The organism is Myxococcales bacterium (genome assembly GCA_022184915.1).
In the GTDB taxonomy this organism is placed as follows: Bacteria; Myxococcota_A; Polyangia; order Fen-1088; family Fen-1088; genus JAGTJU01.
The window spans coordinates 635,455-662,154 of the sequence record JAGTJU010000001.1 but is presented as its reverse complement, the minus strand read 5'-3'; the positions used below and the strand labels follow the sequence as shown (position 1 = coordinate 662,154).

15 protein-coding genes are annotated in these 26,700 nt (G+C 64.9%); 9 read left to right on the top strand and 6 right to left on the bottom strand.

All coding sequences use genetic code 11. The features are described 5' to 3' along the window. Nucleotides 1–55: 55 nt before the first annotated feature. The 3 genes from KA712_02775 to KA712_02765 all read right to left on the bottom strand — a co-directional run bounded on the left by KA712_02775 (nt 56) and on the right by KA712_02765 (nt 8,222). Nucleotides 56–2,746: a serine/threonine protein kinase gene (locus KA712_02775; GenBank protein MCG5051860.1), complete on the bottom strand. Its 2,691-nt coding sequence runs from the start codon at nt 2,744–2,746 to the stop codon at nt 56–58. Between the two features lie 68 nt (nt 2,747–2,814). Further along, nucleotides 2,815–5,709 carry a protein kinase gene (locus KA712_02770; GenBank protein MCG5051859.1) on the bottom strand — a complete coding sequence of 965 codons (2,895 nt, stop codon included), beginning with the start codon at nt 5,707–5,709 and terminating at the stop codon, nt 2,815–2,817. A 215-nt stretch (nt 5,710–5,924) separates the two neighbouring features. Further along, entirely contained in the window at nt 5,925–8,222 is a 2,298-nt protein-coding gene (locus tag KA712_02765; protein ID MCG5051858.1) for a GspE/PulE family protein, read from the bottom strand. A gap of 161 nt (nt 8,223–8,383) precedes the next feature. On the opposite strand from KA712_02765, the gene KA712_02760 reads away from it, so the two are divergent. From KA712_02760 to KA712_02740, 5 genes are all read left to right on the top strand, one after another. Then, nucleotides 8,384–9,568, top strand: coding sequence for a DUF4388 domain-containing protein (locus tag KA712_02760; protein ID MCG5051857.1), 1,185 nt, complete (start codon nt 8,384–8,386; stop codon nt 9,566–9,568). After that, nucleotides 9,568–10,050 carry a chemotaxis protein CheW gene (locus KA712_02755; GenBank protein ID MCG5051856.1) on the top strand — a complete coding sequence of 161 codons (483 nt, stop codon included), beginning with the start codon at nt 9,568–9,570 and terminating at the stop codon, nt 10,048–10,050. Before KA712_02760 ends, KA712_02755 begins: the two co-directional genes overlap by 1 nt. Then, the gene (locus tag KA712_02750; GenBank protein ID MCG5051855.1) at nt 10,047–11,126 is read left to right on the top strand and encodes a hypothetical protein; all 1,080 of its coding nucleotides are present in this window, start codon (nt 10,047–10,049) and stop codon (nt 11,124–11,126) included. The genes KA712_02755 and KA712_02750 overlap by 4 nt, the downstream gene beginning before the upstream one ends. A 3-nt stretch (nt 11,127–11,129) precedes the next feature. Continuing rightward, nucleotides 11,130–13,358, top strand: a complete 2,229-nt coding sequence (locus tag KA712_02745) for a response regulator (protein ID MCG5051854.1) — start codon at nt 11,130–11,132, stop codon at nt 13,356–13,358. Nucleotides 13,359–13,547: 189 nt separating this feature from the next. Then, the gene (locus KA712_02740; protein MCG5051853.1) at nt 13,548–14,321 is read left to right on the top strand and encodes a hypothetical protein; all 774 of its coding nucleotides are present in this window, start codon (nt 13,548–13,550) and stop codon (nt 14,319–14,321) included. Between the two features lie 140 nt (nt 14,322–14,461). On the opposite strand, the gene KA712_02735 is transcribed toward KA712_02740, so the two are convergent. Continuing rightward, nucleotides 14,462–15,778 (bottom strand): hypothetical protein, encoded by a 1,317-nt coding sequence (locus KA712_02735; protein MCG5051852.1) that lies wholly within the window; start codon nt 15,776–15,778, stop codon nt 14,462–14,464. Nucleotides 15,779–17,000: 1,222 nt separating this feature from the next. On the opposite strand from KA712_02735, the gene KA712_02730 reads away from it, so the two are divergent. Both KA712_02730 and KA712_02725 read left to right on the top strand, forming a co-directional pair. Next, complete coding sequence (locus KA712_02730; GenBank protein ID MCG5051851.1) at nt 17,001–18,074, top strand: hypothetical protein; 1,074 nt, start codon at nt 17,001–17,003, stop codon at nt 18,072–18,074. Nucleotides 18,075–19,073: 999 nt separating this feature from the next. After that, on the top strand, nt 19,074–19,538 hold the full coding sequence (locus tag KA712_02725; GenBank protein MCG5051850.1) for a hypothetical protein: 465 nt from the start codon (nt 19,074–19,076) through the stop codon (nt 19,536–19,538). A 369-nt stretch (nt 19,539–19,907) separates the two neighbouring features. Here KA712_02725 and KA712_02720 read toward each other — a convergent pair whose 3' ends face one another. Together KA712_02720 and KA712_02715 are read right to left on the bottom strand one after the other, a co-directional pair. Then, nucleotides 19,908–24,320, bottom strand: a complete 4,413-nt coding sequence (locus KA712_02720) for an RHS domain-containing protein (protein MCG5051849.1) — start codon at nt 24,318–24,320, stop codon at nt 19,908–19,910. Next, nucleotides 24,320–24,499, bottom strand: coding sequence for a hypothetical protein (locus KA712_02715; protein ID MCG5051848.1), 180 nt, complete (start codon nt 24,497–24,499; stop codon nt 24,320–24,322). Before KA712_02715 ends, KA712_02720 begins: the two co-directional genes overlap by 1 nt. Nucleotides 24,500–24,913: 414 nt before the next feature. On the opposite strand from KA712_02715, the gene KA712_02710 reads away from it, so the two are divergent. Both KA712_02710 and KA712_02705 read left to right on the top strand, forming a co-directional pair. Continuing rightward, nucleotides 24,914–25,690, top strand: coding sequence for a hypothetical protein (locus KA712_02710; GenBank protein MCG5051847.1), 777 nt, complete (start codon nt 24,914–24,916; stop codon nt 25,688–25,690). Between the two features lie 100 nt (nt 25,691–25,790). Beyond that, nucleotides 25,791–26,699: a hypothetical protein gene (locus KA712_02705; GenBank protein MCG5051846.1), complete on the top strand. Its 909-nt coding sequence runs from the start codon at nt 25,791–25,793 to the stop codon at nt 26,697–26,699. The last annotated feature ends 1 nt before the right edge of the window (nt 26,700 follow it).

Genomic DNA, 26,700 nt, shown 5'->3' with positions numbered 1-26,700 from the left:
AAGCTTTCGCGAGCCCGCCCTCCGGTCAGTCGGCCGCCGTGCGGCGACGGGCGGCCTAACCAACCAGGAGCTTGAAAAGCAGCGCAAGGGCCAAGGCCGCGGCGCCGCCCAGGGCCACTTTCTTCCAAACGAGCGCCTTGCTGGCCTCCTGGTGCGGGTGAATTCCATGCCGCGCCAAAAAGGCCTGACCAACGCTCGGCGCGGCCAAGAGGCCATGGAGCGCAGGTCCGGGCGGAGACCCCGAGCGCTCTGCGAAGGAGGCAGCGCGGGGCACAGGCGGAAGGGACGCCGCACTTTCGAACGGTGCCACGGGAGGGAACTCTTCCACGGTCACGCCCGCGCCGGGTTCAGCGAACTCGGGGAACAGCGTGGCCGCCGGCACGGTCAGGTCGCCTACGTCGAGGAGATTCCCCCCGCCGCGCTCGACCTCGGCCCGGGGACGGGGAACGGCTTCTTTGCGGCGCGGCGGCAGGCCCGCCAAGGGCTGCGGCGTCACGACGTTGGGCGGCGGTGTGGGGCCCTCGCCCGCCTCGATTCCCAGGAGCGCCGCCACCGCTTGACCGCGGCCACGAGCGATCTTGGTGAGCGCGTACTCGAGCTGCGCCATGCTCTGGGGCCGCCGGCCCGGATCTCGATCCAGCGCCCACATGACCACGTCCTCGAGCTCCTTCGACATCTCGGGGCGCAGCTCTCGGGGAGATCGCGGCTTTTCACGGGTCTTTTTGACGAGCACGTCTGCGTAACCGCGGCCCGCGAAGGCGGGGTAGCCCGTGACCATCTCGTACAAGATAGCGCCCACCGCGTAGATGTCCGAGCGCGCGTCCGCGGGATGTCCATCCGCCTGCTCTGGCGCCATGTACTCCGGAGTTCCGATCGGCGTTCCCGGGTTTGTGAGCGGCCGCCCGTTCTGCCCTACGGCCGACGCCTCGAGGCTACGCGCGAGACCAAAGTCGATGATCTTGACCCGATCGCCTTGCGGTCCTCCAGGCTGTAAAAAGATGTTTTCGGGCTTGAGGTCGCGGTGGATGATGTCGGCTTGATGAGCCGCCTGGAGGGCCTGGCACATCTGGATGGTGATCTGCACGGCCCGCGCCGGCTCCACCGTGCGCTCTTGCGCGAGCACCTCGGCCAGATCCACGCCCTGAAGTTGCTCCATGACGTAGTAGACCAGGCCCTCTTCGGTGGTGCCGAGGTCCGTGACGTCCACGATGTTCGGATGCCCAATCTTCGAAGCCGCCCGGGCTTCCAGGCGAAACCGTTCGACGAGATCGGGCCGTCCCGAACAGGCCGGCTGGAGCACCTTCACGGCGACGCGCTTGCCGATCTCGATGTGTTCGGCCGCAAAGACCTGCCCCATCCCCCCCTCGCCGATGGACTCGATCACCCGGTAACGTCCACCGAGCATGCGTCCCACGAAGCCGCGAGAGAAGGCCCGCGAGGGATCTTCGGAGGCATGGCGCGATTCGACCGCACCCTCGATGGATGAGGGATCACTCCTGCGCAGATCGCCGTGGCCGCGGGCGGCGTTGCCGGCACCGGGCGGTGGCGAGGGCGGCAAGCCCGGTAAAGGCACGCCCCCCAGGCCCTTGCGCGCCGGAGCCGCTGCCGGACGCGCGGCGCTCGGCCGCTTGCGCGCCGGGACCTCGCTGTCGGTCCGACCCACCCTCACCCGTGGCAGGGTGGCCGAATCTTCCCCCGCGCTTGCGGGCGCTGCGGCGGGGGGGGCAGGCCGGGGCGGCGGCGGCACGGGGCGGGTCTCGGGGCGCCCACGAAACGTGGGGATCACGTCCTGAAGGAAGCGCTCACGCTCTTCGCGCTCTTGGGCGATGACGTCGGCATAGATGCCCTCGATGAACTCGGAGATGCGATCCGCCCCCGACCGAGGCGCGATGCTGGCGATCACGTCGCCCAGCGCCTTCCGCATCTCGTCGGCGGACTGAAACCGCTTCTCTCGATCGGGCGCGAGCGCCGTCAGCACCACGTCGTCGAGTTCTTGTGTGATCCAGCTGGCGCGGGTGGAGGGCTTGACCAGTTGCGGGTGGCGTACGATCGCGAGGGCCGTGGCCGGATCCAGCCCCGAGATCTGCAGAAACTGCTGACCCGTCAGGAGCTCCCAGAGCACGATGCCCAGGGTGTACACATCGGTCCGGGCGTCGGCGACCTCACCGCGCGCTTGCTCGGGCGCCAGGTAAGCCGCCCGCCCGTAGACCACCCCGGGGGCCGTCTGCTCTTGTTTGAGCACACTGCGCGCAAGGCCGAAGTCGGTGAGCTTCACGTCGCCCACGTACGCCAGAAGGATGTTGGGAGGCGCCACGTCCCGATGCACGAGCTTCAGCTTGCCGTAGGCGTGTACGTAGGAGAGTGCCCGCGCAACCTCGCGCACCACATGCAACGCGACGTCGAGCGGAATGCGCTGGCGCGTGCGCACACAGCGATTCCACACATCGCGCAGGTCCTTTCCCTCGACGAGCTCCATGGCGATGTAGAATTCACCCTCCACCTCCCCCGCGTCGAAGGTGGTCACGAGGCAGGAGTGCGACAGCCGAAGCACCACTTTGGCCTCGTCGAGGAAGCGAATGGACTTCGAGCGATCGGCCTTCTCGGCGATCACTTTTTTGATCACACACAGCTTTTCGAAGCCGCCGATCTCGCCGCCTGCGGCCACGTAGATCTCACCCATCCCGCCCTTGGCCAACGGCTTGAGCAGCAGATACTTTCCGAAACGCCTGGGGTATCGAGCCGTCATGGAGGGAGACGAGGGCCTTGCGCTACATTACACCGGCCCCTCGAGCGGCGCGATGGTTTCCTCGGCGCTCATGGCAACCTCCGTTCGGTGGACTCGAGGTTGCTGCGTGCCGCTTTGTTGTCTGGGTCGAGCTTGAGTGCGTCGCTGTAGGCCTTCTTGGCAGACGGAAAATCCTTGAGCTTGAAGAAGGCATCACCCAGCAGCACGTGAGCGCTCACACCCGCGCCTGCACTGGCCCCCTGCTTCGCCATGCGCACCGCCTCCTCGTAGTCCTGCTGCTGAAAAGCGATCTGCCCCATGCCCAGGAGGGCCCGGCCGCGGACGGCATGCGTGCGCGCCGCTTTCTCGAAGGCGCGCTTCGCGTCGTCATACTTTTGGGCGTGGAGCATGCGCTGTCCTTCTTCCAGGAGGTCACGCGCGGCGACCGTCGACGAGCGGCGGCGGCGAGGGGCGTCCCCCACGGCAATCTGCACTTCCAGGTCCTCGGGCGCCAAGGCCGTCTCTTCACCTTCGGCCGTGCCTTGCTCCTGGGTGGCGAGGCTCCATTCGTCGGCGGGGCCACCAGGCACGGCTTCGGGCGCAGCTGCGGGGGCCGGTTCGGCCTCCGGCACGGCAGGAACCACCGGCACGGGCGGCGGCACCGTGACCACGCGCGTGGGCAGGGACTTGCCCGCAGCGACGGGGCTTCCGGGTCTCACGGTCGCCACCTTGACCACCACGAGCAGCCCCACCACGGCCAGAGCGCCGGCCGCCATCAAGGTCGAGCGACGCGACAGCCCCAGGGACGACAAACCCGTGACCGGCTCGATCGCCCCCACGAAAAAGCCGGTCTCCTTGCGAACGGGCCGTACCTCGGTGGGTGTGCGGCGCCCCACGAAGGCCTCCAACACGAGGCCGATCTCGGCGGCGAAGGCGGCCATGCTCTGGGGGCGCTCGTCCGCATGGCGCGCCATGGCCCGATCGACGAGAGCCTCGACCGTCACGGGAACGTCGGGCCGCACCTGTCGCAGGGGCACGGGAGACTCCGTGGCCTTCTTGTGCAGCACCTCCATGACGTTGTCCCCCTCGTAAGGCGGGGTGCCGGTCAGCATCTCGTAGATGATCGAACCCACGGCGTAGATGTCCGAGCGTGCGTCGGCCGACTTGCCCGCCGCTTGCTCGGGCGCCATGTATTCGGGGGTCCCCATCGCCACGCCCGGTCGAGTCAACCTGCGGCCGGCCTGATGGGTCGAGTCCTCCACTTCCGCCACCCGTGCGATGCCAAAGTCGAGCACCTTCACGAAATCGGGGCGCCCCTCCCGCGCGACGAGAAGCACGTTTTCGGGCTTGAGATCCCGATGGATGACGCCCGCGTCGTGAGCGGCCTGAAGCGCCTGACAGATCTGGTCGGCGATGCGCAACGCCCGCTTCACCGCGAGCGGGCCTTCTTTGTGGATGAGCAGGCCCAATTCCGACCCCTCGATGTACTCCATGACGAAAAAGAACGAACCGTCATCGGTCGTTCCTGAATCCGTCACGTTCACGATGTTCGCGTGCCCAATGCGCGAAGCGGCCCGTGCTTCACGGCGGAAGCGCTCGACCACGTCGGGCGTACGTGTGTAAGCCGGGTGCAGAACCTTGACGGCGACCCGCTTGCCGATTTCGACGTGTTCCGCTTCGTACACCCTGCCCATGCCCCCCTCACCACAAAGGCGGAGGATCCGGTAACGGCCGCCCAGTACCGTACCCACGATTTGGGACAGAGACTCGGGAGGCGGCGTGGGACGCGGCCCTGCGATCGCGCGGGTCTCGCCCGTGCGCTGGGGCGGCTGCCGGCTGGCCCCGGGGCTCGGAGGCGGCGTGCGCTCTCCCGGCGGGCGGGAGGGGTCCATGTGCTCGGTCGAACCCTTGCGCCGCACCAAAGCCGGGGTTGGAGCGTCGAAGTCGTCCCCGGGTTCGGGGGGACGCGGCGCCATGGGTGTCCCCACCTTGGGCAGCAGCGCCGCCCCCGAGACCTGCAAAGCCTCACGGGCGCGCTTTTCCTTGCCGATCTCGTCGCCGAACAGGCGGCGCAGGAAGGCAGCCACGTGTTCACCATCGGTCGAGGGGCTGGTCTTGGCCTGAAACGCCGCCAGAGCCGAGCGGAACTCCTCTCCGCTTTGGTAGCGCTGACCGGGCTCCGCAGCGAGGGCCCTGAGCACGATCTCGTCGAGCTCGGCGGGAACGCGAGAGGTCTTCTGCGAAGGCGGCGCGACCCGGGGGTGACGCACCCGCTCGAGCAAATCATCTTCCCCCCCCAGCCCCGCGAGGCCCGTGGAGGCCGGAAAGAGCTGCCGCCCCGTGAGCAGTTCCCACAGCATCACGCCGGCAGCGTAGAGATCGGCGCGCCCGTCGAGCCCCTCCCCGCGCGCCTGCTCCGGGGCCATGTAGCTGACTTTGCCGTAAATCACGCCCGGGGCGGTCTTCTCGAGCTTCAACGTGGACGAAGCCAACCCGAAGTCGGTGAGCTTCACCTCGCCCGAGTACGAAAGCAGCAAGTTGGGCGGCGAGACATCGCGATGAACCAGGTTGAGCCCGCCGAACGAGTGGGCGTAGCCGAGCCCCCGCACCAGCTCCTTCGTGATGTGCACGGCCACGTCCACAGGGAACGCGATGCCCTTTTGCGCGCAGCGGTTCCACACCGCGCGCAGATCCTTGCCTTCGATGAAATCCATGGCCAGGAAGAGCTCGCCCTGGATCTGTCCGGCATCGAAGACGGAGACCAAATTGCCGTGCGAAAGCCTCACGACCACCTTCGCTTCGTCACGGAAGCGCTGCAGGTACCCTTTGTCGGCCAGGTGATGCAGGGCCGTCTTGATCACGCACAGCTTCTCCATGCTGCGCTCGCCCGAAAGCGCCAGATAAAGCGCACCCATCCCGCCCCGAGCCAGCGGCTTGAGCAGGATGTAGGGTCCAAATTTTCGCGGGAACTCGTCCGCGTTCATGAGTTTCCGGGGTTCGCCTTTGCTGGCCGGAGCTGTGGAAGCTGCCGTCTTCATTTTTTCAGCGCACGCCCCCTTCCCTTTTCATCGACCGCTTGCGCGGCTTACTGATGCTGGGCACGTCGAAGCGACACGTTCGTGCCCGATGGCCCTTGCACAGAGTCTGCTACATCGTGGTACCTACTTCGACATCGTCGTTTGCCCCCCGAGGGTTGAGGTTACCGGCTGCACACGGCCAAGATCTGTTTGACGTCCGTTCGGCCCGCCACGGCTTTTTCGATGCCATCCTGGAGCAACGTGGTCATGCCGCCTGCGATCGAGGCGTGGCGAATCTCCTCGACAGGTGCCTTTTTCATGATCGCCAGCTTGAGTTCATCGTTGTTCACGAGCAGCTCGTGTACGGCCACACGCCCCTTGTAGCCGCTCTTCCCACACGAATCACAGCCTGCGCCGTGGTACAGGGTAAGCGTGTCGCGGCGCCACCCGCGTCGTGCCAGCCCCTCCTCGCCGAAGGCCTCCGCGATGGCCCCCCACTCGTCGTCAGTCGCCGCATGCTGGACCTTGCACTTTGGGCATACGGCGCGCGCGAGGCGCTGCGCCAGAACGCCCAAGAGCGCGTCGGCAAATGAGAACGGATCGAGGCCCATGTCCATGAGCCGCGTCACGGTTTCGGGGGCGCTGTTCGTGTGAAGGGTGGAGAAGACCAGGTGCCCCGTGAGCGAGGCCTCGACCCCCGTGCTGGCCGTTTCTTTGTCACGCATTTCACCCACCATGATCACGTCGGGATCGGCGCGCAGGAAGGCGCGCATCGCCGCGGCGAAGTCGAAGCCGATCTTCGGCTGCACCTGCACCTGGCGAAGGCCGGGCTGCGTGATTTCGACGGGGTCTTCGGCGGTCCAGATCTTCGTATCCGGCGTGTTGATGTACCCCAACGCCGAGTGCAACGTGGTCGTTTTACCCGAACCGGTCGGGCCCACGACCAGCACCAGACCGTAGGGCTTCGAGACGAGCCGCTTCAACTCCGAAAGATTCCGGTCGCTCATCCCCATCTTTTCGAGTGGGATCGGCTTCGACGCGGCCAAAATACGCATGACCACGTCTTCGTTGCCGTTGACCGTGGGAATCGTGGCGACACGCAGCTCGATCTTGCGATCTTGCATCTGGAAGCGAATCTTGCCGTCTTGCGGCTTGCGGCGCTCGGAGATGTCGAGCTTCGCCATGATCTTGAGCCGCGCCACCAGGGGCAAGCGAATCGACGAGGGAATCTCCTGGTAATTGACGCACTCGCCGTCCACGCGGAAGCGGATCGTGGTGTTGCGCTCGCGACCATTGGGCTCGATGTGAATGTCGGAGGCGCCCCGGCGGTAGGCGTCGATGATCACCTGGTTTGCCAGCTTGATGACGGCGCTATCGGACTCGCCACGGATCGATTCGTCTTCCCCTGCATCCTCGACCGCGCCCGTCGACTCGTCAGCCGAAAGTTCCTTCAGGATGAGGCCAACGTCGCCGGTCTGCTTTTGGCCGAAGGAGTGTTCGATGCACCCCAAGATCTCGTCGCGAAACCCGAGGCGGATCACCAGCTCGCGATCCGGATCGAGCGACCGGAGGGCGTCCGTGCGCATGATGTCCGAGGGATCGTCGATCACGATCGTGAGGCGGCTCCCCTGGACCTCCACGGGCACGGCGCAAACGTTCTTGAGAAAGTCGATCCGAAGCCGGGCTTTCAGCTCGGCCGGCACGGTTTCGTTCCCCGCGAAGCGGAAGAAATCGACGCCGAAGTGCTCGCAGAGGGAGCGCTCCACGTCACCGCGGCTCACGCCCACCTTTTCGATCAGGTACCGGGCAGGATCGACCCGGTTTGCCGCCGCGTCTTTGAGCGCCACCTCGAGGGCGTCCTTGGTGAGGCTGCCGCGCTCGAGGAGAAAATCCCACTTGCCCGCGCGCCGCTCTCCGGGCTTGAGGCGATCGTTCAAGCGCTTGACGGCGGGGGCCAGGATCTTGGTGACGTCCTCGGCCGCGGCCACATCCCGCGGCATGAACGACAGGCCTTTTTTCTTGTTGAGCGCCTGCACCACACCTACCAAAGCGCCCTCGTGGATGAGGGGCAAGGTCAGGATGGACTTCGTGGTGAACTGCGTGAGCTGGTCGAGGTGGTCATTGAAGCGCAGCTTGGCGTGTATGCGCGCAAGCTCGGCAGGGTCGTAGGCGTTGCGCACGTTGACGGCCACCTTCGCGAGCGCCACGAAGCCGGCGAGGCTTCCCGGGGCAGCGGGCACCCGGATCTCCTTGACGTCCTTGCCCACGGTCGCCAGGGTGACGAGCTGACCCGAGGCCGCATCGAGCGCGTAGAGGTACGTGCGCTGAGAGTCGAAGATGGGCGACAGACGTTCGTCAGCTTCACGCATGAGCTGGTCGCGGCTGCGCACCTCACCGACCGCTGTCGCCAGATCCTCGAGCCGTTTTTGCGCCTGAGCGGCGGAATCCTCAACCGTACGAAGCCACGCTGCGGCATCCATTGCGAACCGTCCTCGGGGTTTCCCCATCGGCAGGCTTGCAGAAAACTCAATGGATCCGAGCCGCTTCTCGGCATGGCGGAGGAGGTGCTGGTTTGAGCGCCGCCGCCGCCGTGGTAGCATGTCCGGCTGGTTCCGAGTTGCGCGTTGTCTCGGGGAGTTCCATGTCTGCGCAGACCATCTTGGTGATTGACGACAGCCCCACCCTGCTCAAGGTGGTGCAGCTCGTGCTCGGCGAAGCCGGCCTACATGTGGTCGCCGCACCGAACGCAGACGCAGGTCTGGCGGCCGTGCGCGCCGAACGCCCCGCCCTCGTACTGCTCGACGACGTGTTGGGCGACACACCCGCGCTGCCTTTGTGCGAACACCTGGCCGACCAGAAGGATGCCCCCAAGGTCGTGCTCTTGCGCAGCGGCCTTCACCACGACGATCCCCTCAAGTGGCCGGGCGTTGTGGACGCCATCGCCAAGCCCTTCACGCCCGACGCCCTCCGGGCGGTGGTGTCGCACTTCGTGGCCCCCGGCGCCGCGCCCCGTCGCCGCCTCTCGCTGACGCCTGCCCCCCAGGCGCCCGCATCAGCCCCACGCACAGCGGCGCCGGACCTCGCGGGGAGCCTGGCGGTCTTCGGGGTGTCAGACGTCTTCGCGCTGCTCTGCGAGGCACGCAAAACGGGCGACGCCTGGTTTTCGCGTGGCGCGAGCCAGGTGCGCGTGCGCTTTGCGGCCGGGCGGGTGGCCTTTGCGCGCGCCGAACGCGTGCCAGAGGAATTTTTGCTTGGCCGTTTCCTGTGCGAGCGGGGCTACATCGACACCAACACCCTCGAGGCGGTCGCCACGCAGAGCGCGAGCGCGAGGCCTGCGGGGGCCACGTTCCCACGACTGGGACAGGCCTTGATCGCGCGAGGCCTCATCTCCCGGGACCAGCTCGACGAAGGCATGCGGCTTCAAACGGCTGCCTTGGTCTACGAGCTTCTCCGATGGGACACGGGAGGCTTTACGTTCGTCGCCACCCCTGCGGCCTCAGGTCCCACCGCGGAGCCTTCGCTCGACCTTTCGGTGGACCATCTGGTCATGGAGGGGCTGCGGCGCATCGACGAGTGGCGGCTCATCGAGCAGGCCATCGACGACTTCGACGCGATCTATCTGCGCGAGGACGATCGCATGGCCACGCTTGGGCCCGGCAGGCTCCTGCGCGACGAGATCGCCGTGGCGGAACAGCTCAACGGGCGCAACACGGTTCGCGACGTCATCTTTCAAACCCACATGGGATCGTTCGAGGTCTGCCGCGTGCTTTACCGGCTGCGGAAGAGCAAGCTCATTCGGCCCCGTGTCACCCCGGCCGCGCCCTGATGGACTTCGTTCAGTTCTTGATCGGCGATCGGCGCTGCGCGCTGGCGGTGGGCGCGGTGCTCGAGATCGTGGACGCCCCCACGGTGACGCCCGTTCCCCTCGTGGGTCATGTCGTGCGGGGGGTGTTTCCTTACCGGGGGCAACCGCTGGCGATCATCGATCTCGAGCCCGAGCTCTTGGGGGGTCGAGCCCTTGGCGCGGCGGCCGACGCCAGCGAGATGCACCGGGCGGCGGTGCCTTTTGCGCTGGTGCTCGAGGCGTCACTGCATACCGATCCCCAGCCCGTGCGGGCCGCGCTGGCTGTCGATCGGGTGAGCCGGGTGCGCACGCTCGAGGCCCCGCACGTGCGCCCTCCCATGCACAGCCCGCGCTTCGTGACGGGAAACGTGCTCGACAGTGACGGTCCCGCACTGCTGCTCGATGCCGGGTTCGTCATTGAACACGCCATGGCTACCGTCAAACAAGGGCCTCGCTCCCCATGACCCCTCGGCAGAACACCTGGCTCGTGACCGTGCAGGGCCTGCTCTTGGCGGCCGCCGTGGGCCTCGTGGCCTTGGGGCTGGCCCCCTCGACGCTCACCCTCTTGCTGGTGGTGGCGTTTGGCGGCGCCACGGCGCTGCTGGTGGCGGTGCTGGGCTCCCGCGAGGCGGGCGCGGCAACGAAGGCCGCTCGGCCCTCTGCGGGCCCCACGCGTCCCGACGCAGCCGAGACCGAACGCCTGCTGGCCCGCGTTCGGGCCCTTGCCCTCGGCGATCTGGCTTCACGGCTTGGCCCCCTCACGCCGGGCGATCCCCTCGGGCCGTTGGGGGAGGCGCTCGACGAGGCCGCCCGGTGCTTGGAGCACGTGGCCCGCAATGGGCGCAGCGCCGCGGTCACCCTGGCCACGGCAGGCGGCGAAATCGAACGCTCGGTGCAAGCCATCGCGAGCGGCGTGGCCCGCCAAAGTCACGCCATCGTGGATGTCTCACGGCGCTTGCAGGCGCTGGCTTCGCGATGCGAGGAAGTGAGCCAAGTGGTGGAGGTACTCGACGATCTGGCCCGCCAAACCAATGTACTGGCGCTGAACGCCGCGCTCGAGGCCTCGCGGGCGGGTCCTTCGGGGCGAGGCTTCGCGATGGTGGCCGACGAGGTGAGAAAGCTGGCCGAGCGCTCGGCGGCGGCCACGAAGGACGTGGGGGCTTTCGTCCAGACGCTCGAGGCGGGAAGCGCCGACGCCAGCCGCAACCTGGAAGAGGTTCAAGGGCTCACGAAGAGCTTGCAAGACGGAGCCAAGGGCACGGCCGCGGTGGCCACCGCGATGGTCACGACCACCGAGGGGCTCTTGCACACCCTGGAGAAGCTGCGCGTGGAACCGGAGCAAGACGAGGCGGTGCGGGCCGTGCTTCGCCGCAACCAGGTGGCGGTGGCCGCGCTGGTCGATGAGCTGCGCCCCTTGCTCGCAGAGGCTCACACGCCGCTCACACGCGCCTTGGCCGCGCTGGTGACCACGTCCGAGTCCAGCGCCTCGGCCGTGCCACCCGATCGCGCGCCGGGGGTAGCGTCACCACACGAGACCTGAACCATGTCCGCGCCTCCCCACGGGCCCTACCCTGCGGGGCCGAGCGAACCCATGGATGAATGGGCACCGGCCGACGCCGAGGCGCTACGCAACCTCTTTCTCGACGAAGCCGCCGGGCATCTACAGCGGGCCGACAGCGCGCTCGCGCGGCTCGGCCACACGCGGGGCGATGCCACCGACGAAATCGACACTCTCTTTCGTTCGTTGCACACGCTGAAGGGGGCGGCGGGCACGGTGGGGCAAGCGGCGATCGCCGACGTGGCCCACGGGCTCGAAGAGCTATGCGCCGAGCTGCGCGAGGGACGTTTGGCGCCCACGGGTGGCATCCTCGATCGCATGGGCGAGGACATCGCCACGCTCAAGGCTCTGCTCGAGGGCGCGCGCCAGCGGCTCGTGCCGCGCGAAGCGGGCGAGCCTGCCATCGTCCCGAGCCCGGCGTTCGATGCGCCCCCCCGGGACGAACGGCGGCGCAGTGATCGGCGGATCGAAGCCGACCGGCGGCTCACGATGGACAGCGGCGCCATCGAGGCGATGAGCGATCACGTAGGCGATCTCATCGTTTTACGCACCCGGATCGAACGCAGGTTGTCGGAGCTCGATGGGCTCAAGCGCGAGCTGAACCAGGGACGAAGCGCCATGCGCTACGCCTTGGCGACTTTGCACGCCCATATCGACGATGGGCGCATGACGGAAGCGCCACCCACACGCAAAGCGCTGACCCGGCTTTCAGAGCTCGAGTGGGAGACGGCCACCGTGGTATCCCACCTCGACCGCGCCAACGCGGGGCTGCTCGCAGACACGCTGGCGATTCGTCGGGCCACGGACACGTTGAACGAGGATCTGCGCACGGTGCGCCTGGTGCCCTTCCAGTGGCTGTTTCGACGCCTGCATCTGGCGCTGGGTGAGCTTCAGGCCAGCACGGGAGCCCAGGTGAAGCTCAGCACGGAGGGCGGCGAGCTCGAGCTCGACCGCGCGGCGCTGGATCAGCTCTTCGAGCCCTTGCTGCATCTCCTGCGCAACGCGCTCACCCACGGGATGGAGACGCCCGAGGCGCGCAGGGCGGCCGGCAAACCCGAAGAGGCCACACTGCGGGTGCACGCCCGGCTGGAAGGCGATTTCGTGTACGTGACGTTCGAGGATGATGGACAGGGCGTCGACCTCGCGCAGGTCGAGGCCGCGCTCTTTCACCGCAAGGGCGTGCCTTTGGGAACGCTCACGAGCGAAGCGTTGCTGGAGGTGTTGTTCGAGCCTGGGTTCTCGACGCGGGCGACGGTCGACGCTTTGGCAGGGCGAGGCATGGGGCTCAACATCGTGAAGACGGTGATTACCCGCCTTGGGGGACGGGTGGCGTGCCACTCGCAGCGGGGCGTGGGCACTTCGTTCTCGCTCTGCGTGCCGATGGGGGCGGCCATCGCACAGGCACTGCTGTTCAAGCTAGGCGGGCAGGTTTATGCGGTGCCGCTCGGGCACGTGGTGGGCGCGCTGCCGCCCACCAGCGACCAAAGCCCCGCGGCGCGGGCCACGCTGTCTTCACACGTCACGCTGACTTCGGGCGAACGGCTGCCCGTGCTGAGGCTTCAGAGCTTGCTTGGTCTCGAGACGCCACCCGATCATCGGCTGGCGCTCATGCACCTGCGCTTTGGCGAGCGTGCGTTCGCCGCCACTTGTGATCGCATCATCGGTCCGCGCACGGTGGTGATCCGGCCGCTGGGAGCCATTTTGTCGCTGCTGCCCTATTTTTCGGGCGCAACGGTCTCGGGGGCCGGCAAGGTGCAGTTGGTGGTGGACGTGGCAGCGCTTGCGGAGATGGCGTTCAGCCCGAAGACGCCGGCGCCTCTTGCCCGCCGGGGGCCGCCGCGCGTGCTGGTGGTCGACGATTCACGGTTGGCCCGCGAGGCGGCCGCACGGGCTTTGACGGGGGCGGGTTTGCAGACCTCGACGGCCGAGGATGGATGGGAGGCGTGGGAGCTTCTGAACGAGCGACGTTTCGACGCGGTGGTGACGGATCTCGAGATGCCGCGGGTGGATGGGTTCCAGCTGATCCAGCGCATCCGCCGCGATCCCACGCTCCGCCACATGCCGGTGGTGGTGTTGTCGTCGCGCACGGCTCAGTCGACCCAGGAGCGGGCGCGCCGGCTTGGGGCGAATGCCGTGGTCGTGAAGGCGCCCCAGCGGCAGGTGCTGGCGCGCACGCTCCAAAGGCTGCTCACGGCGGCGCGCGGCCCGCTGTGAGGTGAAGGGTACCGGTGGGAGCCGCAGCCGGGCATTCATGACGCAGTGCGCATTCAGAAAAACCCTGGGGCCGTCATCGCGCTTCCTTAATGGAAGAGAGGCCCGTAGAATGTGCGGCCTTGTAGTAGTGCTGGCGGCTCGGGCTCGTCGAGTGACGGCTGCGGACGCCCCCTAAAGGAGTCGTATTCGATGAAGAAGCATCTTCGTATTGGTTTGGCCGTCTCCGCGATGGCATTCATGGGGCTGACCGTTTCCAACTGCGGTGGCTCAGATTCGACTGAGGACGACGGAGGCGATGGTGACGAGGGCGGATCCGGCGGCAGCGTCGGCGGATCCGGCGGCAAGGGCGGCAGCGGCGGTTCGGGCAGCGGCGGCTCGAGCGGCAAGGGCGGCAGCGGCGGCTCGGACGGCAAGGGCGGTTCGGGTACCGGTGGTTCGGGCAGCGGCGGGTCGGACGGCAAGGGCGGTTCGGGCAGCGGTGGGTCGGGCAGCGGGGGTTCGGGTAGCGGCGGCTCGGACGGTAAGGGCGGGTCGGGAGGTAGCGGCGGCATGGGCGGCATGGGTGGCACCGCGGCAGGCGGCATGGGCGGCAGCAACGCCACGGGCGGCATGGGCGGCAACGCGGCGGCTTCCCTGACGTTTAAAGCGGATATCTTTCCGTTGTTGAAGATGAACTGCGCGGGTGCTCAATGCCACGGCAACGCTTTCGGCCAAATGACGGACACCGACGCCTGGAACTTCGTACAAGGGACGACTTCCAAGTGCGAGAAGTACAACGGCAAGAAGAGGGTCGAGCCCATGATGCCTGGCGACAGTATCCTCCTCTCGAAGATCACGGGAGGGAGTACGCTCTTGCCCATGGGCTGCGGAAACCGAATGCCTGCCGGTGGAAGGGATCCGCTTGACGCCACGGAGATCGCAAAAGTCGAGCAGTGGATCCAGCAGGGAGCCAAACGAGAGTAGAGGCCTGCCGTTCTTCCAAGGTGCCTTCGCCCGAGCGGAGGCGCCTTGGAGCGGAAACCACGCCCTTTCCGCATGTAGCGAGCGCCCAAAGGAAGCCGATGGCAGTGAGGATATCAACTATCGCCATCAGGCCAGAGACTCTAAAATGAGTACCGGCTGACGAAGGTCGCGTTTGTAAATGAGTAGATTTCCTTCGCGCTGCCCGGATGAAGATCGGTGGGTAAGCCATCGATAAGATACCCGAGCAGTGCAAAGCCTCGCGTGCTCGACCAGATCGAACTTAGACCCGATGCTGCACTACCAAAAAAGGTAAGTTTCGAGAGGTTCATCTCCTCGTCGAGGTAGCCTACGAAAAGTCTTCCGTCGGCAGCAACGTGTACTCCACCGCCGATCTCGCCGAAGTCGACAATGTCACCAAAGGTACCAGTCGCGATGACCTGGCCACCCGGTCCTGCGATCGGACGTATGTCCACGTTGCTCGGAATCGCCTTTCCGAGGACAAACTCAGCCCCTGAGAGGCGCATAAGAAATGAAGTCACATCCTTCCTAACGAGCCGTGATGCGCTGGGGTCAAGATCGATCCAACGTCCGTCCTTCCCTGCACCAACACCCCCAGAAAGAACGATATGTCCGCTGGACGTTGTAGTGGCGCCATTCAGGTCGAGGCCGCTCCCCTCAAGAGACCACCCCTCTACGAAGTTCGCAGAGTTGTCTACCGCTACGCCGAAGATTTGTTGTGACTCGGCGACGTCGCGAACGAAAACTCCCGGACCGGGGTCGAGGTCAATCTTTGTCCAATGGGTACCAATCAGCCAAGCTCCACCTTCGACGCGGGGCAAAAGTATCTTCCCACTCGCGCCTGAACTCTGAACGCCTTTGCCTGTCGACGGAAAAAGTTGCACGCTGGAGAACGTTCCGTCCATGCGCATCAGGGCCAAATAAGCGTCTGACTCGGCTCCCGCATTGAAGCTTTGACCACTAGAAGAGGCCACTTCTCCCTGGATGCTCCCTGCGACCGCAAACCCGCTCGCGAAGGGAAGAACTGTGTAAGCGTAACATGAGCTGTCGGGGCTTGAGCCTCCCAGCGTCTGAACACTGACACGCCGTTGCGAATCGTATCGAGCGATGAAGCAGAGGGGAGGCCCTGCACTACGGGTGACTGCCCCGGCTGTACCCTCGAAAACTGCCGTTGTGGAAAACAGAGTCCCCACGATCACAAATCCATCTTGCAATAGCGCCAAACTCGAGATAGCGACACCTAAGCTCTCACTCGATCTCCTAATCGGGAGCACCCATTCAACTGTTCCCGCCTCCGAAAACTTTGTGATGGCTATACCCTTGCCCACTGCTAGCGACTCTCCGGGACCAGGATCCAAGTCAGCGCCGTCGGAGAATTCAACCATTGCCAGAATGCCGCCGTCGTTGTCTATCGCAGCGGAGACGGGACCAGCAAACACGGAACTTGAACTGTCGTATGGCCATACAAGACTCCGTTCGTAACGGGGTGAACAGGACCCTAGGGAGCAAGCTTGCCAGGCCTCGCACTTTCTGCCGCATGCGCCGCAGTTTTGATCGTCTTTGCCAGCGATATCGGTCTCACAACCGGCGCTGTCATTGCAGTCTCCAAAGCCTTGGACGCATACGATGCTACATTGCCCCGCAACGCACGAACTCGCCCCGTTGACAGTAGAGCAGGCCTTGCCGCACTGACCACAGTTGAACCGGTTCGACATTGTGTCTACGCAGGTGGTCCCGCACACAGTGGGCTCTGCCGCTGAACAGCTCGCTTGGCATTGATAGATGCCGTTCGCGCTACCACAAAGCGAAGCGTCCGCGCCACACGATACGCTGCAGGAACCACAGGTCGAAGCCTCGCTCAAATCGGCTTCGCATCCGTCGTCTGGGTCAGCCGAGCAATGTGCTTTTCCTGGTCGACACGCGGCCTGCGGGACGACGCACGCACCTTCCTTGCAGCCAACCAAATTCGGTGACGCCACATTGGGAAGCGTTGTGCAATCGTGACCACAATACCCACAGTTGTTGGCGGACTCAGTGGACCCACAGTCAGGGCTCTGCGCCCCCCCTGCGTCGCTTGACGGCGAGGCATAATCTCCGTCCGGAGCACCGTCCAGCATGGCCGCAGGGTTCCCTGTACCACCTCCCCTCAGGTCAGAGCATCCCAGCAGGAACACGAAGAACGCGCTCGAACATCGCAACCGTACGCGAAGCGCTACACCAAGGCGCCGGCAATCAACCTCAACGGGCCACTTTTTGCTGTCGCGCTTCATCTGGCGTCAGGCTAAGCAAGCAGCACCCTCCCCGTCAAGTCGTTCGGATGGGAATGGTCACGCCGACCTCGACTGGTAGCGGGCGTTGTGGGGCGCTGCAATGGGATCGATGTCACGAGCTCGAATTCCTCTGCCCGGGCAGTCGAGCTCTGCGGTACCTCCGCGTACGTGACTCAGGAGTTCACAACTGCAAAGACCCGGGGCGCAACAAACAAGCGACCCGCATCGGGTGTAAACGGAGCCGGTGCCAGCGTCGAGCGGGACTCGGCAGGATGCAACAGCCCGTTCGTCCGATCTGGTCCTGCTCGACAACACCCCGCGCCACGGATAAGGATACTCGTCCTAACCTGTGGGATACCAGCAGCCACCGAGAAAGAATCCGATGAGAAGCATGGTTCCTAACTTCGTCTTCAAAGCCCCTCGTGCCAGAGCCGAGGCGAGAGCGTTGTCCCCACGGCTCGCAGCCCTCGTACTCTTGCTCTCGAGTCTTCGATTTAGTGCTCCCGCGGACGCAGCGCCCGATCCTAGCGAGCTGCTCATTCGACAAGGCGTAGAACTGCGACGTGCAAGCCGAGATACCGAAGCTCTCGAAAAATTTCAGCGCGCCTACGACATGGCGCACACGCCGCGTGCCGCTGCACAGCTCGGCCTTTGTGAGCAGGCGGTCGAAAAATGGCTAGACGCCGACGGACATCTCACGGAAGCGCTGACCGCCGAAAGCGACCCCTGGGTGTCGAGAAATCGCCGCACACTCGAGACGGCCATCGAAGACGTACGAAAACACCTGGCCACGCTCAGCATCTTCGGATCCCCAGGAACTGCGCAGGTGAGCGTCAACGGTACGCTCGTGGCCATTCTGTCCGACAAACCCTCCGTGCGGGTGCCTCCCGGCCACAGCGCGCTGTCGGTAGCAGCCCCCGGGTTCGAGAGCTTTGCTGCCACCTACCAGTTGGAGCCGGGACAAACGCGCGCCGTGGAAGTCAACCTCGTCTCCCCGGTCCAATCGCAGGTATCAGCCCTGACTCCGCCCGACACCTCACTCTCTCCAAGCATCCCAGCGCCGCCTGAGTCTGCCCCCTCCAAACCCGCGGCGTCTTGGACCAAGTCCGTTGGAATCGGGGCGCTGGTAGCGGGAGGACTTGGCCTTACCTTGGGAGTCGCTTCCCACATTGCACGTGAAGGAAAAGCAAGCGACTTCAATGCTGCGACCAGCGGATGCGACCGCACCAACGGCATCGTGACCGGCGGGGCTTCGTGCGACCAGCTTGCACAGGACTATGACGCCCTCGGCACCCGCATGGTCCTTGGTTACGCCATCGGGGGCTTGTTTGCAGCCGGAGGCACCGCTCTCCTCTTGTGGCCTCGCGGCGATAAGAGCCAGGCTCCGACGCCGGGGACCGATCAGGCGCTCACCTGTGGTCCCGGCCTGGCATCTTTCTCGATCTCCTGCACCGGCACCTACTAGATTAGGGCGCCGCAGCCGTGTCAGCGAAGAGTCGCCCTTCTTCCAAAGCTTCTTGCGTTCGTAGCGATAGATAGTGGAGGACCTCATTGAAGTGGGCAGCAACCTTCTTTTGGTGTCGCACGTAAGATGCAGATGCACTTTCGGACAAGGTCTTTATTTTCGGGGATCGAAAGGGAAACGGCAACGGAACGGAGGTTGGAATCAGTTCCAAGGGCGTCGACCTTCGGAAGAGAGCGGAACAAGCCGGTTGGGACTCGTCGAGGGATCCAACAAGGACAAATATGTTGAGGCCAACCATCATCTCGACGTCTACGGCGGCTCCTTCGCGGTGGTACCTGACTCTGATGGATGCATCTCTGGTGGCAAGGTCGCTACTATGCAATGGGCATCGCTGAAAACCATTACTCTCCAGGAATTGAAATGCTTCTGTAACCCGCTGTTCAAAACGCAGGTGCGGTTCGGCTTCTCTAGAACCCTGGGTCATGCTGAATCACCTCCACTTCACCTTTCCAATTTTTGTACAGGCTCCGCTTCTCCACCTCGTAGAACGGTCCGTCAGGCTTTGCGGACGGCCCTGCAGGCTGTGATCCAATGTCGACAACTAGGCCCTGCGTTGTTAGCTATCACGTAAATCCCCGATTCCCCAGGAAGGCTTTCACGGTCTGAGCCCTTGGTGATTCCCCTGAGGAGGGGGCAGACTGCGGGAGGGCCGCGGGGTGGCTTTTTGCGGGAAACCGGGAACTGGGTAAGGCTACCTGCCGACAGGCATGACGCCTGCCCTTGGGACCCCAGATAGAGGTTGGGCCCGCCACGCAGTGCAACCGTGCGAGCCCTTGGCCGGTCGTGCAGTTGCGCCAAGCGACGGTACTGACCAGCGAGGAATACGTTAAGCAGGAAGGCTGGCGACAGGCAAGGCTCAATCAGTGCCCGGAGCATGGGTCTGGTGCCAAATGTGGCTTTCGCAGCCTTGGGACCTACGCCCGGGTGGAGCCAGCTGGGATGCGGGTGGCCCGGTACTACTGCCCGACGGCCCATCAGACCTTCTGCCTGTTGCCCGACTGCTTGGCGGCTCGGCTCAGTGGCTCCCTGGACGAGGTGGAGACCGTGGTGGCCGCGGTGGAAGCCGCGCCGTCGATAGAGGCCGCGGCCGACGGGCTGCGGCCAGACATCGAGCTGCCCGGAGCGGTGCGATGGGTACGCCGCCGCTACAGCGCGGTCCGGGCGGCCCTCCTGGTGCTGGTGACCTCGACGCCCGCGCTGCTCGGCAAGTGCCAGCCCACGCTCGCTGAGGTCAGCGAGCGTGTGCGCCCTCCGGTGCTCCGGCACGTACGAGCTGAAGTCGAGAAGCAGCTTGGCGCCTTGCCCGCGCCCGTCGGATTCGCCCCCCGCCTTCGAGCTGTCCCTCGAGGCCGGACACCTCGCGAACACGAAACGGGGCCAGACCCGCCAGCGCGGCCCCTGTAGTGGTCGAGGCATAGGCGCCCCTAAGGCTTGAGGGGTCGCGGGAGAAGAAAAAGCCTCACGGCGGCCTCTGTTGCTTCCTCCTTCGTCTTGTAGTCGCGTCGCCACAGTACAGAACCGCGCTCCTGCATTAGTAGCACCCACCTTGGTCCGCTCGGAACAATGTACAAGCCGTCTTCTGACCCTAATTGCCAATGCACCCATGAGCTCGACACGCCTCGAGCCCGTGCTTCGTTAAGAACGTCTACCGCGGTCACAGTCCACATCTGGTCGAGCGCATCAAGATCCCCACCGGTATATCGGCTTGCCAAAGCACCGATTTCTCCCTCTAGGATCGCTTGGATTTGCTCGTCGATTGGAATATCCATGGGCCTATGGTGGCAAGGAGCGAACAGGGCTAACGAACTTTACGAAAGGATCTGCTGGGTCGTACTCCAGAATCTGGATTTGCGTCCGTCCCCCAGGATACAACACTCCATTTTCCGTTTGCGGTCCAACTGTACTGACTTGTGCCCTTACGGGCCGGACGACTTCTACCGTCCGCACACCTGCAATCTCTCCCTTGAAAGACGGGATGACCGCGAGGTCATTCCTCACGAATCCGACGGATGTGATCGTCTCGTTCGTTCCGAAAGCGCCCGGTGCGGCTTGATTTGGCCCCACCGCCTGCTCAAAGCGGTAACCAACCGGCAACTCTGCTCCGACGATCGGCTTGGTCGGATCCTCCGGAGGCCGTTTTGGCCCGGGCGGAAGTAGCTTAGTACAGGACTTCGACAGCCCCAGAGGATCAGCTTCCTTTGATACATCGCTGCAATATCCGAGCGGCCGAAGTCCCCCCATCAACCCGATAGGGTCTTGGCTCACATACTGGCCCGCCTCCGGTGCGTAGTACCGAAACCGGTTGTAGTAGAGCCCCGTCTCTTCGTCCTCGTACTGCCCTGGCCACCGGAAGGGGCAGGCCCCCTTCACGCCCTGAACGTCTTTTAGGTCTCCCCACGTCCCGATCTGCGCTTGCCACACCACCCGCCCGAGCTCGTCCACCATGCTGGTGGGCACACCCAGGTGGTCGGCCACGATGCTGAACGTCTCGTCGCCCACGAGCTTCGCCATGGGCGTGAAGCTCTCGGGCTCGAACAGCCACGTGATGGGCTGTTCAGCAGTTCCTTCTGCAGCCGCCGCTTGTTGAAACGGCTTTACAGCCGCTGGCGGCCCCTGCGCCGGCTGCGACACAAGCAAGGCCGCCCGTTGCGCCTGCGCGGCCGTCTCCCCGCCCTCCACCTGCACCACACCTCCTCGCTCCTCTACCGCCTCCACCCACTCGTGCAGCGGCACATTCCCATCCCACACCCAACGCGTGCGCTTGCCCTTCCACTGCTTCCATACCCGCCGCCCGAGCGCATCGTATCCAAACGTCACCGCCGTCCCATCCGGCCGCACCACGCGCACCAGACGCCCCGCCCCGTTCCACTCGTACCTCCACTCGCCTTCCGGCCCCACCTTCTTCACCAGGTTGCCTTCCACGTCATACGCATACGTGGTCACCCCCTCAGCCCCCCGCGCCTCGAGCAACTCACCGCTGGGACCGTATTTCCGATCGTCACGCTCGCGCGTGCGGAACAGGTTGCCCACGGCATCCGGCATCCGCAACTCCCGCAATGTACGTTCCGCGCTGTCCTGAAACGTCGCGCTCATCAGACTTCCCAGGGCGTCGTGTTCGAATGTGATCGGTCCCGACACCGAATCCGAAATCCGCTTGAGCCGATCGTTCGGCTCCCACTTGTAAACGCGCGCCCGCACCTCCTGTCCGCGCACCTCTAGGCTCTGCCGCACCGGCCGCCCTAGGTTGTCGCGCTCCCAGCGCGCACTGACCCCACCCGGCAGATGCCGCGCGATCTCCAGCCCCACGCTGTCGCGCTGGAACTCGGCCTCATAGGCCCGCTCCCCGGCCCCATCCACGTGCGCGAACTCGAAGGGCAGGTCGTGCCCTCCCGCTTCCACATACGCCGATAACCCCAGCACGTCCCCCATCCCATTGCGCCGGATCGTGTGACGCAGCCCCTTCGACGAGCGAATGCCCGTGCGGAAGCCGGCCCCGTCGAATGACGACGCCACCCATTCTTCCCCCTGCACCTCCTTCGTCACACGCCCCAGCACATCGCGCTCGAACTTCACCACCACGTCGGCATTGCCAGCCACCAACATGGCGCCATCCACGCGGTACGCGAAGCTCTCCTTCGTTCCGTCGCTGTGCTCGACCTCCACCACCCGTCCCGCCACGTCGTACGTGTACGCGATCGTCTCGCCCTGCGGCCGTATCACCTGCTGCACCCGCCCTACCGGATCCCGCAGGTACGTGCGCTTGAGTCGGTCGAATCCCCACTCTTCTTGCACCAAGCCCGTTGGTCCCAGCACGAACTGGTACACCATCCCGTGTTCGTTCTGCACCCCCAGAAGCTGCTCTTCCGTGTCGTACGCGAAGCGCACCGCCGTGCCTGCCTCTTCTCGCTTCCGCAGCCGGTTCATGCCCTGGTACGTGAACCGTACGTCGTGGTGCACGTCCTTCGCATGCACCACGTTGCCTTCGGCGTCGTAGGCCAGCCTCCGCTCGTTGCCGTCGGGCTCGCGCACCCGCACCAGCCGTCCCAGCGCATCCCACTCCCGGTGTTGCACGTTGCCCTTGGCGTCTGTCGCGGCGACCACGCGGCCCCACGGGTCGTGCGCCCAACGGGTCGTGGTGCCGTCCGGCGCACGCAAAGACGCCAAATTCCCCTGTGCGTCGTACTCGAGGCGGCTCTGCTGGCCCAAGGCATCCGTCACACCCACCAGCTGGGGCCCTTGCCACTCGAACTGTTGCGCGCGGCCCAGCGGATCCCGGCGCCCCACCAGGTGCCCCAGGCCGTCGTATGACCAATGCCACGCGGCGCCCTGTGCATCCACCACCTTCGTTGGCAGACCCAAGGGCCCATGCTCGAGCTTCAGTTCGGCGCCGTCGGGGCCTACGATCGAAATGCAGTGGCCTTGCTCGTCGAAGACCCAGCGCGTTTGGCTGCCATCCGGCAAGATCTCCGCCGTTTGTTGGCCCGAGGTTTCATCGTACGCGTACTTCGTTTCCGCGCCCGTGGCATCGATGATCGAGACGACCTGACCCGTTTCGTCTTGCTTGTAGACCGTCACGTGGCCCAGGGAGTTCTCCACCACCGTGGTGCCTTCGGCATACGTGATCTCGTGGTCGTAGATGCCGTCGTCACCCCAGGTCCGCACGCAGCGGGCGCCTTCGTCGACGCCGTCGTACACGAAGTAGAACGACAGGCCGTTGCGGTTCGACTCCTGCACCATCAGGTGACACTGGTAGGCGTAGCGCCAGGTGCCGCCCAGGGCGTCGGTGGCAGAGGTCAGGTCATCGTTGGCGTCGTAGGCATACGTCACCACCGTTTGGGGTGCCGCCTCGGCGGTGGGCTGCACCGAAACTTTCTGCAACCGTCCCCCTCGATCGTGGGTCAACAAGACCTTGCGCCCCGTGCTGTCGACCACGTGCTCGAGAAGCCCTCCCGCATCGTAGGCAAAGCGAATCGCCGCGCCGTCGCGACGACGTTTCTCGATCGCTTTCAGCTCCGGCGTTCCCGCGACCGGACCAAAACTCCAGATGAGCCCGTCCGCCGTTTCCAGCTCGAACTTCTGGCGGCCCACGCAGCGCAGGGTGCTGCGCTCGATCGGGTGCCGCACGCTGGTCCCGACTTGGAACACGTGATCCGGTAGTTCCCAGGTTGAAAACTCGATCTCGCGCCCATCCTCTGCGCGCAAAACCATGGCGCCCCGCTTGGGGTAAAGCGCCACGTCCAAGCTGTGGAACCAGCCATGTCCGAGCGGCCCCCGCCGGTACGAAAGCGACGTATCGTAGACGCGCTCGAAACGTAGGGGCAAAGGCCCCGGCAACTCGAAGTCCACGTTGTCTGTGAACATGCGGCCCGTGGCCACGTCTACGGGGTGTCCCGTGACACGACACACCTTGCGGTTCCACATCGACCGCAGGCCCTTGTCGTCCTTGCGGCATCGCACCTGAACGACGGCGCTCAGCTGCTTCCAACGCAAGCTGCGCTTTTGGTGCTTGCGAAACTGCTTGAAGAGCTTTCGCTTGAGCTTCGCGGCGACCTTCTGCAGCTTGCCCTTTGCCCAATCTTTGATCTTCTGGGCGATGAGCTTCAGGTCGGGCACCGGAGGCCGCGGCACCAGCACCAAGGGGCCCTTCGGGATTGCCAGCACCGTCGATACGGGAGCCCGCCCCGTGGGGTCGAAACAGCTCATGGCGATGTCGCCCAGGCGCACCACCATGGCGTCCTCGAACGCCACCATCAGCCCCCCGAAGAGCAGCTCCGCATCGTTTGAGGGCGGCTTCTGGAACGGACCTGGCACGGGAGGGTGTGGCACCAGCAACTTCACGCCGTCGCCCGTGTGGGTCACCGGCAGCTGGTTCACCTGGACCTTGCCTTTGCCGATGTTCGCGAACTCGCCCAGGCTCTCGGAGACGATCTCGTCCTCCATCGCGGAGATCTCTTCCTCGAGGGCGTTGCCCCCCTGAAAGAGCTGCTTCACGGCCGCTTTTCCCAGCCGTTTGGGCGCCTCCTTGATCATCTTCTTGAGGATGGCCACCGGGTTTCCCGGTGGCTTCCACACGACCCCCACGAAGGGGAACGGCAAGGGCGTGGGCACGGGGCCCGCGGGGGTCGGCACCAACACGATGTGGATGTCGAGCCCGATCACGGGATCGAAATGCGTGGAGACAAGCATTATGCCGTCTGCCCTTCTGCCGGTTGTGCCTCGGCCGCCGCCGCTTCGAACGCTTGGCGCAGCGGCTGTAGACGCTGGGCAAACGAGCCGGCGTCCCAGGCACCCACGCTGACGCCCGAGGCCGCCCTCAGGGTGGGACCCTTGCTCAAGTCGGTGAATGCACTCTTGAAATCAACCATGGGGCTCCGTCGGCTCCCGTTCCGGTTCGACTGGCACTCTGCATCGCTGCGTCGGGACATGCAACCCAGCTCGGGCGAGGTCTGGTTTAGGATCGATCGTCGCTCGGGAAGACTTATCGGCTTGGGGCGCCGGGTTGTTGCCTGGATTGTGGCGAGGGCGCGCAAGATGGCGGGGATTCCCCCTGCCTGATTTTAACGGGGCCAATGCCGTCCCACTCACGGAACCCGTGTGCCCACTGAAGGGCAGAGACTTCCTGGCTCCGCGGGCCGATGACCAGCTTACAAGCGCCAGGAACTGGCGTCCAAACTCAGGCTGATGCTCCCCTTCGACCGTCGAGTGGGGCAGGGGCCTATTCTGGCTTGTCCAGGGCAGGCCGCAGCCTGAAGATGGCCGAAGTCACGAGGATCCTACAGATGAGCGCAGCCAGCCAGACCCCTCGCCCCCCCCCCGCAGAACGCGGGGACACCGCCCGGATTGAACTTCACTTTTACCCTGGCCATTTTCCTCCCACCCATGTGGGCACCCGATCCGGAGCGCAGCTCGGGCCCGGTCTGCTGGTCCTGCTGAGGGGCCGCACGATTCTCTACCGAACGGAGGCCTATGGCGGGCCGTCTAAAGTCCTCAAAGATCAAGACGGCGGGCCTGACTTCACGCCAACGCCCGCTGGTCGCTACTTGCTGCTGAAGCCGGAACCCTATACGACGCACTCATGGGCGGGATCAGAGATTGCCTGGGGAACGCCAATCAAACCGAGCCCGACCAACCCGCGAGATGTCCACTACCTCGTGCGCCGTAAGGAAGGCCGAGAGGTGTGGGGATCGCTGCTGAAGGATTTCGGCTTTGACAGAGACAAGGTCGAAACTATGTATGACGCCCTGTACGGCATCAAGAAGTTGCCAACCACATGGGTCTTCAACGCCTTCGGCCCCATTGCGTTTCGATTCTTCCAAGATACGAACAGAAACGGGCGTCTCGATGGAGCAGAACAAAAATCAGGCGCCATGTTTCACACCACCGCCGAAAACGAAGCCGAAACTGCGCAGGGTAAGGTGCCGGAGATGACAAACTCTCACGGCTGCATTCACCTGCGGCCAAGAGACCGCGACCACCTGATGAGCATAGGCGGTCTGAAAAAAGGGGTTGTCTTCGTGGTTCACCCTTACGAGGCGAAGTATGTTGGGCCGCGATAGCAGATTGTCCGCCTGTCGTATCGCAGCTCTGTTCTTGGCCGTCTCCTGTGCACCGTATCCCGCTGCTAAGACCGCCGAGGCGAAGGCGCCACAGGCCAAAATGGCGATACCCGCGCAAGCCGCTCCCGCCCCCACCCCATTTGTCCCTTCGTTGCAGCAGCGCCGGGACGCCACGCAGCTTCGAGTTTTTCACGACCGGAGCTTTGTGCTCTGGAACGGCCTCTTTGTCGCCACAGGCGACTGGGCATCGGGGAAACCGCGCTTCACCTCGAACAGCCCCTTTGCCGCAACCGGCACCGTCGACCTCTTCACCGCGGAGACCGGCGCTCGGTTTCAGTGGCTGCGCGTTGACGAAGCCGTAGAAGACGGTTGGATCGCGCGGGATAGCGTTGTGTTCTACGGCCGGGAGGGAAACAAACTCGGCCAATGGAACGCAGGAGAATCCCTTTCTTCCGTCTTCTTCGGTAGGCCCACTTTGGCGATCAAAGGCAAGCAGCTGGTGGAGGTCACTCACGTTGCCGCCAAAGTCATTCTTGAGGACGTGGGTCGCGCAAGACAGATCCTCTCCGCCGGGTACGTCCTTTGCCGCGAGCGGTGGGCCTCCGAGTCCTTCGATCTCCGCGTCAACGCTTCAGCGGGCTGCGAAAGCAGCGCAGGGTGGCGGTTCGAGGGCAATTGGTTTTCGCACCCACCGTTGGCCTGCGATGGAAGGCTCATCGAATTCCTGACCCCCTCTGGAAACAAGCAGTGGAGTCGGATGATCATTCGCGATCTCGGCACCGGCGCCATCCAGGCTACGGTGCAAGAGCGGGGAATGGACGCGACATGCATGCATGATCGCGTGGTGGAGGTGGCGACGGGGCGGTCTTGGGCGGCAGTTGATGGGCGCAGGCTACCGCGCCTCACGTGCGGTCAACGCAAGCCCAAGTTGTGGGCGGCGTCGAAGAACCTGGCGTTGTGCATGGATCAGGCGGGCGAGCTGCACGAAGTGAAAATCACGAGTTTTTGAT

What these genes read in the sequence shown, in the direction of transcription:
- KA712_02715 (MCG5051848.1), bottom strand. Translation starts at nt 24,499, where the DNA reads ATGGTTGATTTCAAGAGTGCATTCACCGACTTGAGCAAGGGTCCCACC.
- KA712_02765 (MCG5051858.1), bottom strand. Translation starts at nt 8,222, where the DNA reads ATGGATGCCGCAGCGTGGCTTCGTACGGTTGAGGATTCCGCCGCTCAG.
- KA712_02740 (MCG5051853.1), top strand. Translation starts at nt 13,548, where the DNA reads ATGAAGAAGCATCTTCGTATTGGTTTGGCCGTCTCCGCGATGGCATTC.
- KA712_02720 (MCG5051849.1), bottom strand. Translation starts at nt 24,320, where the DNA reads ATGCTTGTCTCCACGCATTTCGATCCCGTGATCGGGCTCGACATCCAC.
- KA712_02710 (MCG5051847.1), top strand. Translation starts at nt 24,914, where the DNA reads ATGAGCGCAGCCAGCCAGACCCCTCGCCCCCCCCCCGCAGAACGCGGG.
- KA712_02745 (MCG5051854.1), top strand. Translation starts at nt 11,130, where the DNA reads ATGTCCGCGCCTCCCCACGGGCCCTACCCTGCGGGGCCGAGCGAACCC.
- KA712_02725 (MCG5051850.1), top strand. Translation starts at nt 19,074, where the DNA reads ATGCGGGTGGCCCGGTACTACTGCCCGACGGCCCATCAGACCTTCTGC.
- KA712_02750 (MCG5051855.1), top strand. Translation starts at nt 10,047, where the DNA reads ATGACCCCTCGGCAGAACACCTGGCTCGTGACCGTGCAGGGCCTGCTC.
- KA712_02770 (MCG5051859.1), bottom strand. Translation starts at nt 5,709, where the DNA reads ATGAACGCGGACGAGTTCCCGCGAAAATTTGGACCCTACATCCTGCTC.
- KA712_02705 (MCG5051846.1), top strand. Translation starts at nt 25,791, where the DNA reads ATGGCGATACCCGCGCAAGCCGCTCCCGCCCCCACCCCATTTGTCCCT.
- KA712_02755 (MCG5051856.1), top strand. Translation starts at nt 9,568, where the DNA reads ATGGACTTCGTTCAGTTCTTGATCGGCGATCGGCGCTGCGCGCTGGCG.
- KA712_02730 (MCG5051851.1), top strand. Translation starts at nt 17,001, where the DNA reads ATGGTTCCTAACTTCGTCTTCAAAGCCCCTCGTGCCAGAGCCGAGGCG.
- KA712_02760 (MCG5051857.1), top strand. Translation starts at nt 8,384, where the DNA reads ATGTCTGCGCAGACCATCTTGGTGATTGACGACAGCCCCACCCTGCTC.
- KA712_02775 (MCG5051860.1), bottom strand. Translation starts at nt 2,746, where the DNA reads ATGACGGCTCGATACCCCAGGCGTTTCGGAAAGTATCTGCTGCTCAAG.